The organism is Nocardioides korecus (genome assembly GCF_054778395.1).
In genome coordinates this window covers 501748-516459 of record NZ_BAAGZO010000002.1, presented here as the reverse complement: position 1 = coordinate 516459, position 14712 = coordinate 501748, and the positions used below count along the sequence as shown (strand labels likewise).

The window sequence follows — 14712 nt, the reverse complement described above, 5'->3', positions numbered from 1 at the left end:
TCGAGCGGTGACCGAGACCGCTCCCCCGCCCCTGGCACCGCTCGACGAGTCCTGGGCACGCGCCCTGTGCATCGTGGCCCACCCCGACGACCTCGAGTTCGGCGCCGCGGCCGCGGTGGCGCGGTGGACCGGGCAGGGCAAGTGGGTGGGCTACGTGATGGTCACCAGCGGCGAGGCCGGCATCGACGGCCTGCACCCCGAGGAGTGCCGCACCGTCCGCGAGGCCGAGCAGGTCGAGTCCGCCCGGGTCGTGGGCGTCGACACCGTGGACTTCCTCGGGCTCCCCGACGGTGTCCTGGAGTACGGCGTGGACCTGCGGCGCGCGATCGCGGCGACCGTGCGACGCCACCGGCCCGAGGTCGTCGTGACGGCGAACTTCCGCGACACCTTCGGGGGCCGGGCGCTCAACCAGGCCGACCACATCGCCGCGGGGCGAGCGGTGCTCGACGCCGTGCGCGACGCCGGCAACCGCTGGGTCTTCGGCGAGCAGCTCACCGGCCAGGGCGGCGACCTCGAGCCGTGGGGCGGGGTGCGCGAGGTGTGGGCGTTCGGCTCCCCCGAGGCGACCCACGCCGTCGACACGACCGCCACCTTCGACGCCGGGGTGGCCTCGCTCGAGGCCCACGCGGCGTACATCGACGGACTGGGGTGGGAGGGCTGGGACCCCCGCGAGTTCCTCGAGGGGATGGCCCGGCCCGCCGGCCAGCGGCTCGGGACGACGTTCGCCGCGCCGTTCGAGGTGTTCTCGATGGGCTGGGGCGACTGAGCGGTCCTCCGGGGCGTACGCCGAAGGCCCTGATCCGCACTGGATCAGGGCCTTCGACTGCTGTGCTCCCCCGGTTGGACTCGAACCAACAACCCTCCGATTAACAGTCGAATGCTCTGCCAATTGAGCTACAGGGGATCGCGCCCGCAAAGATTAGCAACGGACTCCCGGCAACGCTAAATCGGGTCGGCCGGAAGGCTCGTCTCGCCGGCCTCGGCCCGTGCCTGGGCCAGCGCGAGGTCCGCGACCACCACCACCTCGGGGTCGGCGGGGTCCAGGCCGGCGTCGTAGGAGTGCATCCAGGCCACCGGCCCACCGGCCGGGTTGCGCCGCCCGATCACGGTCAGGCCCCGTCCCTCGCGCACCGGGACCCGCCGCTGGAGCACGACGCTGGCGGTGACCCGCTCGCGGACCAGCTGGAGGAGGCGCTCGGGGTCCTCGAGGTCGAAGGACCACGTCGGGCGGGGGGCGGCGTACGCCCCGATCGCGGTGACGCGCAGGCGGGCCGCCTCGCGGTCCCACGCGGCGTCCTCGACCTCCTCCCAGGGCAGGGCGGTCACCGGGGCGCCGGCGTCCGCGCCCACCAGCAGCAGGCGCCGCCGGGTCCCCAGCAGCCAGGTGCCGTCGCCGGCCAGGCCGGAGGCGAGGACCTGCTCCCCGCGCGGCAGGTCGGCGACGGCCAGCACCGCTGCGGGCACGGGCGAGGGTCGGCGGGGCACGAGCCTCACTGGCTCTCCAGCGCCTTCTCGCGCAGGCTGCGACGGTGTTGCTCCAGGGCGATCAGCTCGCCGAACATCTTGTTGTAGTCCCCCGCCTCGGTGACCGGGTTGGTGCGCTGGAGCCGGGACTTCACGTCGGCGATGCGACGCAGCGTGGTCAGCTCGCGCAGGCGGTAGACGTGCTGCCCGACGTAGGCGTCGTCGGGCTCCTTCTCCGAGTGCAGCGGCTCGGTGGCCAGGGCGCTCACCAGCACCTTGAGCCGGTCGTCGCGCTGCTGCTCGCGCAGGCGGCTGGCCCACTGGGCGTCGGCCTCGGTCAGCGGCCCGACCTCGCCCATCGTGGCCCACAGCGCGCGGTAGGCGCCGTGGGTGAAGTCGGACGCGTCCAGCTCGGCGGCACGGTGACCGGCGACCTGCGGGTGCTGCACGAGCAGCTTCAGGGTCTCGCGCTCCAGCATCAACCGCGGGTCGCGCGGGTCGGGCAGCTGCGCGGCCGGCGGGCGGGGTGCGGTGGGCCGACCCTGCGCGCCACCGGCGGCAGCGTTCCCGCCCCGGTCCCCCGGGCCACCGTCGCGGGACGCCGGGGTGGCGGCGCGAGCCGGACGCGACGGCTGCTCGGGGCCGCGCGCGGCGGCCCGCTTGACCTCGCGCTGCACGTCGGTCGGCTCGATGCCGATCATGCCGGCGAGCTCGCGGGCGAACGCGTCGACCTTCGAGCGGTCGCGGATGCTGGTCACCAGCTTGGCCGCCTCGCGCATCGCGTCGATGCGGCCGTCGGCGCGGTCGAGGTCGTAGCGCTGCACCACGTTGGCCAGCACGAAGCGGTAGAGCGGGACCCGGCGCGCGACCAGCTCGCGGACCCCGGCGTCGCCCGCGGCCAGGCGCAGGTCGCAGGGGTCCATCCCGGTCGGCTCGACGGCCACGTAGGTCTGGCCGGCGAAGATCTGGTCGCCCTCGAAGGCTCGCAGCGCCGCCTTCTGGCCGGCGTCGTCGCCGTCGAAGGTGAAGATCACCTCGCCGCGGAACTCGTCGTGGTCCTGCAGGAGCCGACGGATCACCCGGGCGTGGTCGTCGCCGAAGGCGGTGCCGCAGGTCGCGACCGCGGTCCTCACCCCGGCGAGGTGGCAGGCCATGACGTCGGTGTAACCCTCGACGATCACGGCCTGGCTGCCCCGGGCGATCTCGCGCCGCGCCAGGTCGATCCCGTAGAGCACCTGGGACTTCTTGTAGATCGCGGTCTCGGGGGTGTTGAGGTACTTCGCCTCGATGCGGTCGTCGTCGAAGATCCGACGTGCCCCGAAGCCGATCGTGTCGCCGCTGGAGTCGCGGATCGGCCACATCAGCCGCCCCCGGAAGCGGTCGTAGAGGCCGCGGCCCGAGCCGATCAGGCCGCTGGCCACCACCTCCTCCTCGGTGAACCCCTTGCCGCGCAGCAGGCGGACCAGGTCCTCGCCCCCGCGCGGTGAGAAGCCGACGCCGAAGTGGGCGGCCGCGTCGGCGTCGAAGCCCCGCGAGTCCAGGAACTGGCGGGCGGTGAGGCCCTCGGGGGTGGCGAGCTGCTCGGCGTACCACTCCTGGGTGACCTTGTTCGCCTCCACGAGCCGGGGGCGCTGGGGCCCGCCCTTGGGGCGGGTGGGGCCGCCCTCCTCGTAGCGCAGCTGCACCCCGACCTTGTCGGCCAGGCGCTCCACGGTCTCGGAGAAGCCAAGGCCGTCCATCTCCATCACGAAGTTGATGACGTCACCGCCGACCCCGCAGCCGAAGCAGTGGTAGAACCCCCGCGACGGGGTCACGTGGAAGGACGGCGACTTCTCGTCGTGGAAGGGGCACAGGCCCTTCATCGACCCGCCGCCAGCGTTGCGCAGCGTCACGTAGTCGGAGACGACGTCGTCGATCCGGGCCCGCTCGCGGACCTCCGCGATGTCCTCGTCCTTGATCCGGCCTGCCACGCCGCGGAGTCTACGACCGGCGTACGACGCCCGGCAGCCGCCGTCGACCGCCCGGGGAGGGCTCACGGGGAGCGCCACCACCCCTCCGGGGGGGTTTGAAGGCCCCCGGATCGGCTACGGAACCCCCATGACCGAACCGACTGTGCGACCCACGCCCGGGTCCGACCCGACCCTGGGCGCCCTCGTCAACGACCTCACCACGCAGGTCCCCGAGCTGATCCGTTCCGAGCTGCGCCTGGCCCAGGCCGAGATGGCGGAGAAGGGCAAGCGGGCCGGTCTCGGCATCGGCATGTTCAGCGGGGCCGGCCTGATGGCGTTCTTCGGCTTCGGCACCCTGCTCGCCACCATCGTGATCGCCCTCGACCTGGTCCTGCCCCTGTGGCTGGCCGCCCTGATCGTGACCGTGGTGCTCTTCGCGATCGCCGGGATCCTCGCCATGATGGGCAAGAAGAAGGTCGCCCAGGCCACGCCCCTGGCCCCCGAGCGGGCCCAGGCCGGCCTCAAGGACGACATCGCCACCGTGAAGGGACAGCGCGCATGAGCACCCCCGAGGACATCCAGGCCGACATCGAGCGGCAGCGCGAGCAGCTGGCCAGCACGGTGGACCAGCTCGGCCACAAGCTCGACGTGAAGGCCCAGACCAAGCAGAAGGTCGCCGACGTGCGCGACCGGGCCACCACCGACGAGGGCAAGCCGCGCCCCGAGGTGGCGGGCGCGGCCGTCGGCGTCGTGGTCGTCGTGGCCCTCCTGGTCTGGTGGCGCAGGCGCCGATGAGCACCCGACACCCCTCCACGCAGGAGAGCAGCGCGCCGGGCGGGACCGACGACGGTGGGAAGGCGCACCCGGAGGACGGTCGCAAGCCCGACTCCCCCACCGACCTGCACAAGCGGTCGTGGTTCTACGTCGCGCGCAAGACCCTGCACGAGTTCACCGAGGACCAGTGCACCGACCTCGCTGCGGCCCTGACCTACTACTCCGTCCTGGCGATCTTCCCGGCAATCATCGCGCTGATCTCGACCGTCGGCGTCGTGGGGCAGGGCGCCAGCACGGTGAACACCGTCAAGGACGTGCTGAAGCCCCTGGTCTCCGACCAGGTGCGCCAACCGCTCTACACGTTCCTGGACTCGGTCGCGACGTCCGGCGGTGCCAGCATCGGCGTGGCCATCGGCATCCTGGCCGCGCTGTGGTCGGCCTCCGGCTACGTCGGGGCCTTCAGCCGGGCGATGAACCGGATCTACGAGATCGAGGAGGGTCGCCCCTTCTGGAAGCTGCGCCCGGTGATGCTGCTGCTGACCCTGGTGGCCGTGGTCCTGGTCGCCGTCGCCCTGCTGATGCTGGCCCTGTCGGGCCCGGTGCTGACCTCGGTCGGCAACGTGGTCGGCCTGGGCAGCACGGCCGTGCTGGTGTTCTCGATCGTCAAGTGGCCCCTCCTGCTGGCCATCGTGGTCGTCGTGGTGGGCCTGCTCTACTACGTCACCCCCAACATCCAGCAGCCCAAGTTCCGCTGGATCTCGGTGGGTGCGGCGACCGCCATCGGGATCTGGCTGGTCGCCTCGGCGCTGTTCGGGATCTACCTGGCCACCTTCGCCAGCTACAGCAAGACCTACGGGCCCATCGCGAGCGTCGTGGTCGGGCTGCTGTTCCTCTGGATCACCAACCTGGCGCTGCTGTTCGGCGCCGAGCTGGACTCCGAGCTCGAGCGGGGGCGTCAGCTCCAGGCGGGCCTCCCGGCCGAGGAGGACCTCCAGCTCCCGCCCCGCGACGAGCGCAACATCAAAAAGGCCCGCAAGACCCGCGAGAAGGACGCCGCCTTCGGGCGCAAGATCCGCCGCGACGCGGCTCGCACGCAGGCGCACGACGACGCGCGGTCCCAGTCCGGGGACCGCGCGCAGGACGAACGCTCCGTCACGGAGCAGGAGGAGACATCATGAAGAAGCTGCTGGTACTCATCGCCGGAGGCGTCGGCTACGTGCTGGGCGCCAAGGCGGGACGCGGTCGCTACGAGCAGCTGCGCGACCAGTTCAACCAGGTCAAGAACGACCCGCGGGTGCAGGAGAAGGCCCACCAGGCCACCGACCTGGCCCGCGAGAAGGCTCCGGTCGTCAAGGACAAGGTCGCCCAGGCGGCCGGCGCCGCCGCCGACAAGGCCAAGGAGGCGGCCCCCTCGGGCAGCTCGACCCCCGACCGCTCGATCGGCGACGACAAGCTCAACCCCGAGAGCCTGCACTTCCAGGACGAGACGGGCCCCCAGGGCGACCTGCCCTGACCTGAGGTCTCGACCGAGACCAAGAGCACCCACCGCTGCCGGGCGGCGCGACCTGAACAGGTCGCGTCGCCCGGTAGCGTTTTCCCCGTCCCTCCCCCGCGGGCCTCCCGCACGCACCGACAGGCCCCACATGTCGATCACCGACCGTCTCGACCGCTGGCAACGCCGCTACCCGCGCGTCGGCTTCCCGCTCGCGGTGTTCTACAAGTTCTTCGACGACATGGGCAACTACCTGGCCGCGCTGCTGACCTACTACGCGTTCGTCTCGCTGCTGCCGCTGCTGCTCCTGGCCACCGCCGCGCTCAGCGTGCTGCTCGTGGGTCACCCGGCCTGGCAGGACTACCTGCTCAACTCCGCGCTGGGCGAGTTCCCGGTCGTCGGCAAGCAGCTCAAGGCCCCGGCCTCTCTGGGCAGCGGCGCGACCGGCATCGTGATCGGGATCCTCGGTGCGCTGTACGGCGCCCTCGGGGTCGCCCAGGCCCTCCAGCACGCCGGCAACACGGTGTGGGCCGTGCCGCGCAACAGCCGCCCGAACCCGTTCCTGGCCCGGGCGCGGTCCCTGGTGCTGATCGCCTCGGTCGGCCTGGGGCTGGTGGCCATCGTCGTCGGCTCCGCGGCGATGACCGTGGTCCTCAGCGACAACCTGGTCGGTCGGATGGCGACCTTCCTGGGCAGCACGGCCCTGCTCACCGGGGTCTTCGTGACCGCGTTCTGGATCGCCCCGAACCACAAGGTGGCCACGCGCGACCTGCTGCCCGGGGCGGTGCTCGCGGCCGTGCTGTTCCAGGTGCTGCAGTCGTTCGGCTACAGCTACGTGGCCGGCGTCATCAAGAACGCCTCGGCGACCAACGCGGTCTTCGCCGTCGTCCTCGGCCTGCTGGCGTACCTCTACCTGGCCAGCATGATCGTGGTGTTCTGCATGGAGCTCAACGTGGTGCGACGGGACCACCTCTGGCCCCGGGCCCTCCTCACGCCGTTCACCGACAACGTCGACCTGACGCCGGCCGACGAGCACACCTACGCCCGCCAGGCCCAGGCCCAGCGGCTCAAGGGCTTCGAGACGATCAACGTGGAGTTCGGGGAGAGCCCGAAGAACCGTGCCGACGACGAGGCAGCGGACGGCACCGGCGCGACGGACGAGACGACCGTCGAGACCCCCCGCACGACTCAGTAGTCGCCGGTCACCACGTTGAGGACCGGCTCGCCGGCCGCGAAGCGCTGGAGCTGCTCGCGCACGAGCCGCAGGGCGCGCGGGCGCATCGCCGTGCTGGCGCCGCCCACGTGCGGCGTCAGCAGCAGGCCCGGGGCGGTCCAGAGCGGGTGGCCCTCGGGCAGGGGCTCGGGGTCGGTCACGTCCAGGGCGGCCCGCAGGCGGCCGGAGGTGAGCTCGGCCAGCAGCGCCTCGGTGTCGACCACCGGGCCGCGGGCGACGTTGACCAGCAGCGCGTCGTCGCGCATCCGGGCCAGCATCGCCGCGTCGAAGAGCGAGCGCGTCTCCGCGGTGCCCGGTACGACCACGACCACCACGTTGGCCCGCGGCAGCAGGTCGGGCAGGTCCTCGATCGCGCTGACCCCCTCGCGGGCGCTGCGGGCGACCCGGAGCACCTCGCTGACCTCGAAGGGTCGCAGCCGGGCCTCGATGGCCTCGCCGATCTGGCCGTAGCCCACGATCAGGACCGTCGTGTCCGCCAGCGAGCGACCCGTCCGGGGGGCCCACCGGCCCTCGGCCTGGGCCCGGGCGTGGTCGGGCAGGTCCCGCTGGCTGGCCAGGGCCAGCGTCAGCGCCAGCTCGGCCGTGGCGGTGTCGTGGATGCCGCGGCCGTTGCACAGCAGGACGCCGTCCGGGACGTAGCCGCGCACGTGCTCGACGCCCGCGGTCTGGGTCTGGACGACCTCCAGCCGGGGCATCCGCGCCAGGAGCTCGCCGTCGGGCCGGCTGAACCGGTAGTGCATGACCTGGAAGGCGACCTCCTCCAGGCTCGCGGGGAGCTCGGACCACCGGTCGGCGTCACCGGTGACCTCGGGGTCGACGTGCTCGTAGCGCAGCCCGGTCGGCAGCTCGCCGGTCCCAGGCAGCTCCGTCAGCTCGGCGGGGTCGAAGGGCAGCCAGACGAGGGGGTCGCTCATGGCACCAGTGTGGCGCGCCCGGGCCGTCCACTCACGACGAGGCCCCGTGTGGGCCGACCAGCTCCGCGTGGCGGGCCACGGCGGAGGCGTCGGTCAGGCTGGCCACCTGGTCCAGCACCACCCGCGTGCGGGCCGCGTCGTCGCCCGCCTCGTCGAAGTCCTCGCGCAGCGCCGGCTCCAGGCCGTCGCGGCCCCGGTCGAGCAGGGCCTCGACCAGCTCGGCCAGCAGCGTGCGCTGACGGTCCATCAGCGCCACCCGGTCGGGGGCACGCATCACGAAGTGCGCCGCGATCCCCTTCAGCACCGCGATCTCCACCGCGGTGCCCGGGGGCACGACCAGGTCGGCGTCGTGGCGCACCAGCGGCCGGTCGCCGTGGGCGTCGACCGTGGCCCGGTGCACCTGGCCGCAGAAGATCCCGATCAGGTCGCTGGTCAGGTTCTTCAGGGCGGCCTGCGCCGAGCGGGTGGCGTCGTACGCCGTCGGGGCCGGCCACGAGCCGACCGCCCGGAGCCGCGCCAGCGCCTCGTCGAGCTCGTCGTCGGCCACCTCGGGGAGGTACCACTCCCGCGTCGTCGACCAGGTCAGCGCACGCTGCTCGGGGTCGTCGAGGAGCCGCAGGTCGATGCGGCCGGCGACGATGCCGTCCTCGAGGTCGTGCACGGAGTAGGCGACGTCGTCGGCCACGTCCATGACCTGGGCCTCCACGCACTGCCGGCCGCCCTCCACCCCGGCGCGTAGCCAGTCGAAGACCGGCCGGTCGTCCTCGTAGACGCCGAACTTGGTGCCCGGGGCACCGCGCCGCCAGGGGTACTTGGTGCACGCGTCCAACGTCGCCCGCGTGAGGTTGAGGCCCACCGGACGCCCCGTGGCGTCGACCGACTTCGCCTCCAGCCGGGTCAGGATGCGCAACGTCTGGGCGTTGCCCTCGAAGCCCCCGCAGGAGCCGGCCATCTCGTCGAGCACGGCCTCGCCGTCGTGGCCGAAGGGCGGGTGGCCCAGGTCGTGGGCGAGCGCGGCAGTCTCGGCGAGGTCGGGGTGGCAGCCGAGCGGGTGGGCGAGGTCACGGGCGATCTGCGCGACCTCGAGGCTGTGGGTCAACCGGGTGCGGGCGACGTCGTCGGAGCCGGGCCCCAGCACCTGGGTCTTGGCGGCCAGCCGGCGCAGGGAGGCGCTGTGCACCACCCGGGCCCGGTCGCGCTCGAAGGCGGTGCGCAGCGGTGCGGTGACCCGCTTGACCGGCTCGTCGACCAGGCGCTCGCGGGCCTCGTCGCCGTACAGGTCCTCGGGGCGGGTCACGTCGGCGACGCTACCGGCCGCCGAGGTCGCGCGCGGTCCCCGGTCGCGGACTCTGCGACACCGAGGCCTCAGAGCCAGCCGTTGTCCTCCGCGATCCGCAGCGCCTCGGCCCGGTTGCCCGCCCCGGTCTTGCCGATGGCGGCCGAGAGGTGGTTGCGCACGGTCCCCTCCGAGAGGTACAGGCGACCGGCGAGGGTCGCGGCGGAGGCCCCGTCGCGCGCGGCGCGCAGGACCTCGGTCTCCCGGGTGCTCAGCGGTGACTGGCCCGCGACCAGGCTGTCGGTGGCCAGGGTCGGGTCGACCACCCGGAGCCCGGCGTGGACCCGGCGCACGGCGTCCGCGAGCTGGGCGGCCGGCGTGTCCTTGACCACGAACCCGCTCGCCCCCGAGCGCATGGCGCGGTGCAGGAAGCCCGGCCGGCCGAAGGTCGTCACGATCAGCACCCGGGTGGCGGGGTGCTCTGCGCGCACCAGCGCGGCCGCGGAGATGCCGTCGAGCCCGGGCATCTCCACGTCGAGCAGCGCGACGTCGGGACGGTGCCGGCGCACGGCGTCGAGGACCGCGTCGCCCGACCCCACCTCGGCGACGACCTCGAGGTCGGGCTCCAGGCCGAGCAGCGCCGACAGGGCCCCGCGCACCAGGGCCTGGTCGTCGGCCAGCAGCAGCCGGATCCGCTCGCTCACGAGGCCACCACCGCCATCGCGAAGCCGGGGTCCAACGTCCGGGTCACCACGGTGGCCCCCACGGCGCCGGCCCGCTCGCGCAGGCCCACGAGACCGTGCCCCGGCAGCGTCGCGTCGGGGGCCGTGCCGTCGAGCACCGGGGCGCCGCGGCCGTCGTCGAGGACCTCGACGCGGCCGGCCTCGAGCACGACCCGGCACCGGGTGGCCCCGCTGTGGCGGATCACGTTGGTGACGCCCTCGCGCACGGCCCAGGCGAACACCTCGCGCAGGTGGGTCGGCACCGCGTCGGTCGACTGCGGCAGGTCGGCCTCGATCTCGGCCGCGGCCAGCGCCGCTCGGGCCTGCGCCAGCGAGCCCGGGAGGCTCAGGTCGCGGTAGCCGGCCACGGCGCGACGCACGTCGGCGAGGGCGTCGCGGGACAGGCGCTCGAGGTCGGCCAGCTCGGTGCGGGCCCGCGCGACCTGGGCCGCCGAGGTGTCGGGCTCCTCCGTGGGGCCCGGCTCGATCGCCCGGTCCAGCAGCCGTCCCGCCAGCTCGGCCTTGACCGTGATCACGGTCAGGGAGTGCCCGAGGATGTCGTGCAGGTCGCGGGCGAAGCGGGTGCGCTCGTTCTCGACGGCGAGGGCGGCGTTCTCCCGCTGCGCCTGGAGCAGGGCCAGGTTGCGGCGCAGCATCTGGGTGATGCCGTACATCGCGATCGACGCGGCCCCCACCGAGAGCGCCAGCCCGACCCCGCTGGTCCACCCCGGCACCGTCGCACCGCTGACCACGAGGCCGAGCGCGATCAGCACCACCACGACCGCCGCGGGGGCGGTGCGCAGCACGACCACCGCCATCACCGCGACGTAGACCGTGGCCGCCGTCCCGTCCTGGCCCAGGGTCAGCGTCATCACCACGCCCAGGGTCACCAGCGCCGCGAGCTCGGTCGCGGACCGGGCGTCGAGGCGGGGGTGCTGGTGCTGGTGGCGCAGCCGTCGGATGCCCAGCCACAGGTGGAGGTAGACGACGGCGAAGACGACGGTGGCGACCAGCCCGACGACCCCGGCCACCGTGTCGCGTTGCCGCCAGCCGTCCATCAGGGGCTGGGCCAGGAAGAAGAGCCAGATCGAGGCGAACCACGGACCGCGCCGCCCCAGGGGCCCGGCCAGCTCGGCCGGCGGGGCACCGGCCGGTGACGTGGCCGTCGGCGCGGCGGGGCTCGCGGCGGTCGGCGTGCCGGGGCTCGTGCTCACGGAGGTCAACCTACGACCGGGTCAGACCCGTGCGGTGTCGCGGCTCAGGCGCCACGCGGCCCCGGCGACGAACAGGCTGAGCCAGGCCACGGCGTTGACGACCGCGTACCAGGGCAGCTCGTGGGTCAGGGGCGCGCGGGCGACCTCGGCGACGCCGTACATGGGGGTCCAGTAGGCGATGTCGCGCACGACGGGGCTGTAGTTCGAGAGCGGGATGAACAGCCCGCCCAGGAACGACAGCAGCGCCAGACCGGGCCCGAGCACCTGCATCGCGTTCTCCCCGGGCACCAGGTAGCCCACGAAGACCCCGAGCGCCGCGAACGTCCCCGTGCACACCAGCGTGAGCACCCCGCACGCCAGCCACGTCCCCAGCGGCATGCTCGGAGCGCCCTGGACCGCGCCGATCACGTTGACGACCGTGATCGCCAGCGCCCCGGTCACCAGGGCGACCAGCGCCTTGACCGCGACGTAGACAGCCGGGTGGAGCGGGGTCAGGCGCAGCTGCCGCGACCACCCCTGGGCACGCTCCAGCGCGACGCCGGAGCCGGTCGAGGCGGCGATCAGGGCGCCGCCGTACAGCGCCATCGAGACCATCACGTACGCCGACACGTTGCCGTCCCCGACGCGCTCGGCGCCACCACCGCCGGACCCGAAGACGAAGAACAGCGCGGCGGGCAGCACCAGCGCGAACACCAGGGTGCGGCGGTTGCGCAGGACCCGGCGCAGCTCGATGCCGAGCAGGACCCGGTTGAGCCCACCCCAGCGCGGCGCGCGCCGGCGGTCGAGGTCGATGGAGACGGGGTTCGAGGTGGGGGCGTGGCGGCTCATCGGTGCGCTCCGGTGCGGCTGGTCTCGGGTGGGGTGGCGGACGTGGGGTTCAGGACGGGCCCCGGTGCCGGCTCGGCGTTCCCGGTCAGGCTCAGGAACGCCTCCTCGAGCCCGCGGGCGGTGATCTCGAGGTCGCGGGCGTCGGTGCGGGTGAGCAGGAAGCGGGCGACGGCGTCACTGTCCGAGGCGTGCACGAGCAGCTGGTCGCCGCGCCGCTCGACGGAGGCGACCCCGCCGAGGTCGCGCAGCTCCTGCAGGCGTCGGCGCTCCTCCTCCGGCCCGGCCTCAGCGAGGGTGGTGCGGACCAGCCGGCCCGAGGCCAGCGCCTTGATCTGGCTGCCGGTGCCGTCGGCCACCACACGGCCCTGGGCGACCAGGACCACGCGGTTGGCGTACTGGTCGGCCTCCTCGAGGTAGTGGGTGGCGAACAGCACCGCCCGGCCGCGCTCGGCGTCGGTGCGGATCGCGCTCCAGAAGTCGCGACGGCCGGCGACGTCCATGCCGGTCGTGGGCTCGTCGAGGAGCAGCAGCGCGGGGTCGGAGAGGAGCGCCATCGCGAACCGCAGCCGCTGCTGCTCACCGCCCGAGCACGACCCGACCTTCCGCCGGGCGAGGTCGCTGATCCCGGCGCTGGCCAGCACCTCGGCCACCGGGCGGGTGTCGGCGAAGAGGCTCGCGGTGTAGCGCACGGTCTCGGCGACCGTGAGGTCCTTCAGGAGCCCGCCGGTCTGCATCACGGCCGCGACCAAGCCACGGGCGATCGCCTCGCGCGGGGGCATCCCGAAGACCTGGACCGAGCCGGTCGTGGGCTCGGACAGGCCCAGCACCAGGTCGATGGTCGAGGTCTTGCCGGCGCCGTTGGGGCCCAGGAAGGCCACCGTCTCGCCGGGGTGGATCTCCAGGTCGATGCCGCGCACGGCGTGCACGTCGCCGAAGTCCTTGGTCACCCCGGTCAGACGCACGGCGGGGAGGGGGGTCGTCGTCATGGCCCCAGCCTGGCCCGCGGGCGGGCCGGGCGACCACGGCGGGCGTCACGACTCCCCCGTGACAGATGTCAGGGGCGCCTGCGGACGAGGGTCAGAACCCCAGGCGACGCAGCTGCTTGGGGTCGCGCTGCCACTCCTTGGCGATCTTGACGTGCAGGTCGAGGTAGACCGGCATGCCGAGGAGAGCCTGGATCTGGGTGCGGGCGTCCTTCCCGACGTCGCGCAGCCGCGACCCCTTGTGCCCGATCACGATGCCCTTCTGGCTGTCGCGCTCGACGAAGAGGTTGGCGTGGACGACGAGCAGCGGCTTGTCGGCGGGCCGGTCCTCCTTCAGCGCCATCTCCTCCACGACCACGGCGATCGAGTGCGGCAGCTCGTCGCGCACGCCCTCCAGGGCGGCCTCGCGGATCAGCTCGGCGACGAGGATCTCCTCGGGGGTGTCGGTGAGCTCCCCGTCGGGGTAGAGCGCCGGCCCCTCGGGCAGGCGGGCCACCAGCAGGTCGGCCAGGAGCTGCACCTGGTCGCCGTTCTTGGCCGAGACCGGCACGATCTCGGCCCACTCGGTGCCGGTCTCGCGACCCAGGGCGTCGATGGCCATCAGGTGCTGGGCCAGCTGGTCGGGGGTGACCAGGTCGGACTTGGTGGCGATCGCGAACTTGATCGTCTTCTTGACCTTGGCCAGCTCGGTGACCAGGAAGCGGTCGCCCGGTCCGGGCTTCTGGTCGGCGGGGAAGCAGACCGCGACCACGTCGACCTCGGCCCACGTGGTGACCACGAGGTCGTTGAGCCGCTCGCCGAGCAGGGTGCGCGGCCGGTGCAGGCCGGGGGTGTCGACCAGGATCAGCTGGGCGTCGGGCCGGTGCACGATGCCGCGCACGACCGTGCGGGTGGTCTGCGGCTTGGAGGAGGTGATCGCCACCTTGGTGCCGACCACCGCGTTGGTCAGGGTCGACTTGCCGGCGTTGGGCCGCCCGACGAAGCAGGCGAAGCCGGACCGGTGGGCTGCTTCGGTGTCCATCAGGTCTCCTCGGAGGTGGTGCGGGCGTCGTCGTAGTCGGCCCAGATCTGCTCGTCGCTGCGGCCGGCGGCCTTGCCCCGGGCGTAGACCGGCCCCGGGTCGACGCGGCGGACCTGGCGCCCGCGGCTGGAGCTCCAGTAGCCCATCGCCTCGTGGTGGCGGGTGTCCCAGCCCAGCTCGCGGCGCACGTGACGGCGTACGTCGCGCATCTGCGCCGACTCCCCCGCCATCCAGAAGTAGCCCGGCCCGTCGGGCCAGGTGAGGCCGCGCACCACCGCGGCCAGGTCGCTGCCGCCCGGCTCGGCGGCGTGCCAGGTGACCTGGTCGGCCGGCACCGGGAGGTAGTCGGCCACCGGACCGTCGGGCACCTCGGCGTGCACGTGCACCGGCAGGTCGAGGGACGCCGCGATGCGGGCCATCGCGGGCAGCGCGGTGAGGTCGCCGGCCAGCACCACCCAGGTGGCGTCCTCGGGGACCACGAAGGATCCCTTGGGCGCGCCGAGACCGACCACGTCGCCGACGCAGTCGGTCTGGGCCCAGCCGGTGACCAGGCCCTCGGCGTGCACCACGACGTCGATCGTCAGGCGGGTGCCCTCGAGGTGGCGGACGGTGTAGTAGCGGGTCTGGAACTGGCCGGGCACGGTCAGCGCGACCCACTCGTCGGGGATCCCGGTGCTCGCGAAGGCGTCGTCCACGTCCAGGACCAGCCGCACCAGGTGGGGCGTGAGGATCGTGCGCTCGCGCACCACGGCGGTGGTGGAGGAGGTCCGGGTCGTCACCGCACGAGGGTAGTCGCCCCGCGACCCTGCGGCCCCACCCGGTGCGGGTGGGGCCGCAGGGA

Annotated in this window: 16 protein-coding genes and 1 tRNA gene; 6 read left to right on the top strand and 11 right to left on the bottom strand. The window is 73.6% G+C overall.

What is annotated here, in order from left to right:
* The first annotated feature begins 7 nt into the window (after positions 1 to 7).
* Entirely contained in the window at positions 8 to 766 is a 759-nt protein-coding gene (locus ACYVDA_RS05725) for a PIG-L deacetylase family protein (protein WP_460815878.1), read from the top strand.
* Between the two features lie 65 nt (positions 767 to 831).
* On the opposite strand, the gene ACYVDA_RS05720 is transcribed toward ACYVDA_RS05725, so the two are convergent.
* The 3 genes from ACYVDA_RS05720 to dnaG all read right to left on the bottom strand — a co-directional run bounded on the left by ACYVDA_RS05720 (position 832) and on the right by dnaG (position 3434).
* Positions 832 to 904, bottom strand: a tRNA-Asn gene (locus ACYVDA_RS05720).
* 38 nt (positions 905 to 942) lie between these two features.
* A complete protein-coding gene (locus ACYVDA_RS05715; protein ID WP_460815876.1) occupies positions 943 to 1494 on the bottom strand; it encodes a hypothetical protein in 552 nt (183 codons plus the stop codon).
* Positions 1491 to 3434, bottom strand: coding sequence for a DNA primase (gene dnaG / locus ACYVDA_RS05710; RefSeq protein ID WP_460815873.1), 1944 nt, complete (start codon positions 3432 to 3434; stop codon positions 1491 to 1493). The genes ACYVDA_RS05715 and dnaG overlap by 4 nt, the downstream gene beginning before the upstream one ends.
* 127 nt (positions 3435 to 3561) lie before the next feature.
* Here dnaG and ACYVDA_RS05705 point away from each other — a divergent pair, with 127 nt between their 5' ends.
* The 5 genes from ACYVDA_RS05705 to ACYVDA_RS05685 all read left to right on the top strand — a co-directional run bounded on the left by ACYVDA_RS05705 (position 3562) and on the right by ACYVDA_RS05685 (position 6874).
* Positions 3562 to 3975 (top strand): phage holin family protein, encoded by a 414-nt coding sequence (locus ACYVDA_RS05705; RefSeq protein ID WP_460815871.1) that lies wholly within the window; start codon positions 3562 to 3564, stop codon positions 3973 to 3975.
* Positions 3972 to 4208 (top strand): DUF3618 domain-containing protein, encoded by a 237-nt coding sequence (locus ACYVDA_RS05700; RefSeq protein WP_460815869.1) that lies wholly within the window; start codon positions 3972 to 3974, stop codon positions 4206 to 4208. The genes ACYVDA_RS05705 and ACYVDA_RS05700 overlap by 4 nt, the downstream gene beginning before the upstream one ends.
* The gene (locus ACYVDA_RS05695) at positions 4205 to 5365 is read left to right on the top strand and encodes a YihY/virulence factor BrkB family protein (protein ID WP_460815868.1); all 1161 of its coding nucleotides are present in this window, start codon (positions 4205 to 4207) and stop codon (positions 5363 to 5365) included. The genes ACYVDA_RS05700 and ACYVDA_RS05695 overlap by 4 nt, the downstream gene beginning before the upstream one ends.
* Complete coding sequence (locus tag ACYVDA_RS05690) at positions 5362 to 5700, top strand: hypothetical protein (RefSeq protein WP_460815865.1); 339 nt, start codon at positions 5362 to 5364, stop codon at positions 5698 to 5700. Before ACYVDA_RS05695 ends, ACYVDA_RS05690 begins: the two co-directional genes overlap by 4 nt.
* A 130-nt stretch (positions 5701 to 5830) precedes the next feature.
* On the top strand, positions 5831 to 6874 hold the full coding sequence (locus ACYVDA_RS05685; RefSeq protein WP_460815864.1) for a YihY/virulence factor BrkB family protein: 1044 nt from the start codon (positions 5831 to 5833) through the stop codon (positions 6872 to 6874).
* On the opposite strand, the gene ACYVDA_RS05680 is transcribed toward ACYVDA_RS05685, so the two are convergent.
* From ACYVDA_RS05680 to ACYVDA_RS05645, 8 genes are all read right to left on the bottom strand, one after another.
* The gene (locus ACYVDA_RS05680) at positions 6868 to 7827 is read right to left on the bottom strand and encodes a 2-hydroxyacid dehydrogenase (protein WP_460815861.1); all 960 of its coding nucleotides are present in this window, start codon (positions 7825 to 7827) and stop codon (positions 6868 to 6870) included. The genes ACYVDA_RS05685 and ACYVDA_RS05680 overlap by 7 nt on opposite strands.
* 31 nt (positions 7828 to 7858) lie before the next feature.
* Positions 7859 to 9124: a deoxyguanosinetriphosphate triphosphohydrolase gene (locus ACYVDA_RS05675; protein ID WP_460815858.1), complete on the bottom strand. Its 1266-nt coding sequence runs from the start codon at positions 9122 to 9124 to the stop codon at positions 7859 to 7861.
* Between the two features lie 68 nt (positions 9125 to 9192).
* Positions 9193 to 9807 carry a response regulator gene (locus ACYVDA_RS05670; protein WP_460815856.1) on the bottom strand — a complete coding sequence of 205 codons (615 nt, stop codon included), beginning with the start codon at positions 9805 to 9807 and terminating at the stop codon, positions 9193 to 9195.
* Positions 9804 to 11039: a sensor histidine kinase gene (locus ACYVDA_RS05665; RefSeq protein WP_460815853.1), complete on the bottom strand. Its 1236-nt coding sequence runs from the start codon at positions 11037 to 11039 to the stop codon at positions 9804 to 9806. Before ACYVDA_RS05665 ends, ACYVDA_RS05670 begins: the two co-directional genes overlap by 4 nt.
* Positions 11040 to 11060: 21 nt before the next feature.
* Positions 11061 to 11867, bottom strand: a complete 807-nt coding sequence (locus tag ACYVDA_RS05660; protein ID WP_460815850.1) for an ABC transporter permease — start codon at positions 11865 to 11867, stop codon at positions 11061 to 11063.
* Positions 11864 to 12853 carry an ABC transporter ATP-binding protein gene (locus tag ACYVDA_RS05655; RefSeq protein WP_460815846.1) on the bottom strand — a complete coding sequence of 330 codons (990 nt, stop codon included), beginning with the start codon at positions 12851 to 12853 and terminating at the stop codon, positions 11864 to 11866. The genes ACYVDA_RS05660 and ACYVDA_RS05655 overlap by 4 nt, the downstream gene beginning before the upstream one ends.
* A gap of 91 nt (positions 12854 to 12944) precedes the next feature.
* Entirely contained in the window at positions 12945 to 13871 is a 927-nt protein-coding gene (gene era / locus ACYVDA_RS05650; protein WP_460815844.1) for a GTPase Era, read from the bottom strand.
* Positions 13871 to 14650: a siderophore-interacting protein gene (locus tag ACYVDA_RS05645; protein ID WP_460815842.1), complete on the bottom strand. Its 780-nt coding sequence runs from the start codon at positions 14648 to 14650 to the stop codon at positions 13871 to 13873. Before ACYVDA_RS05645 ends, era begins: the two co-directional genes overlap by 1 nt.
* Between the last annotated feature and the right edge of the window lie 62 nt (positions 14651 to 14712).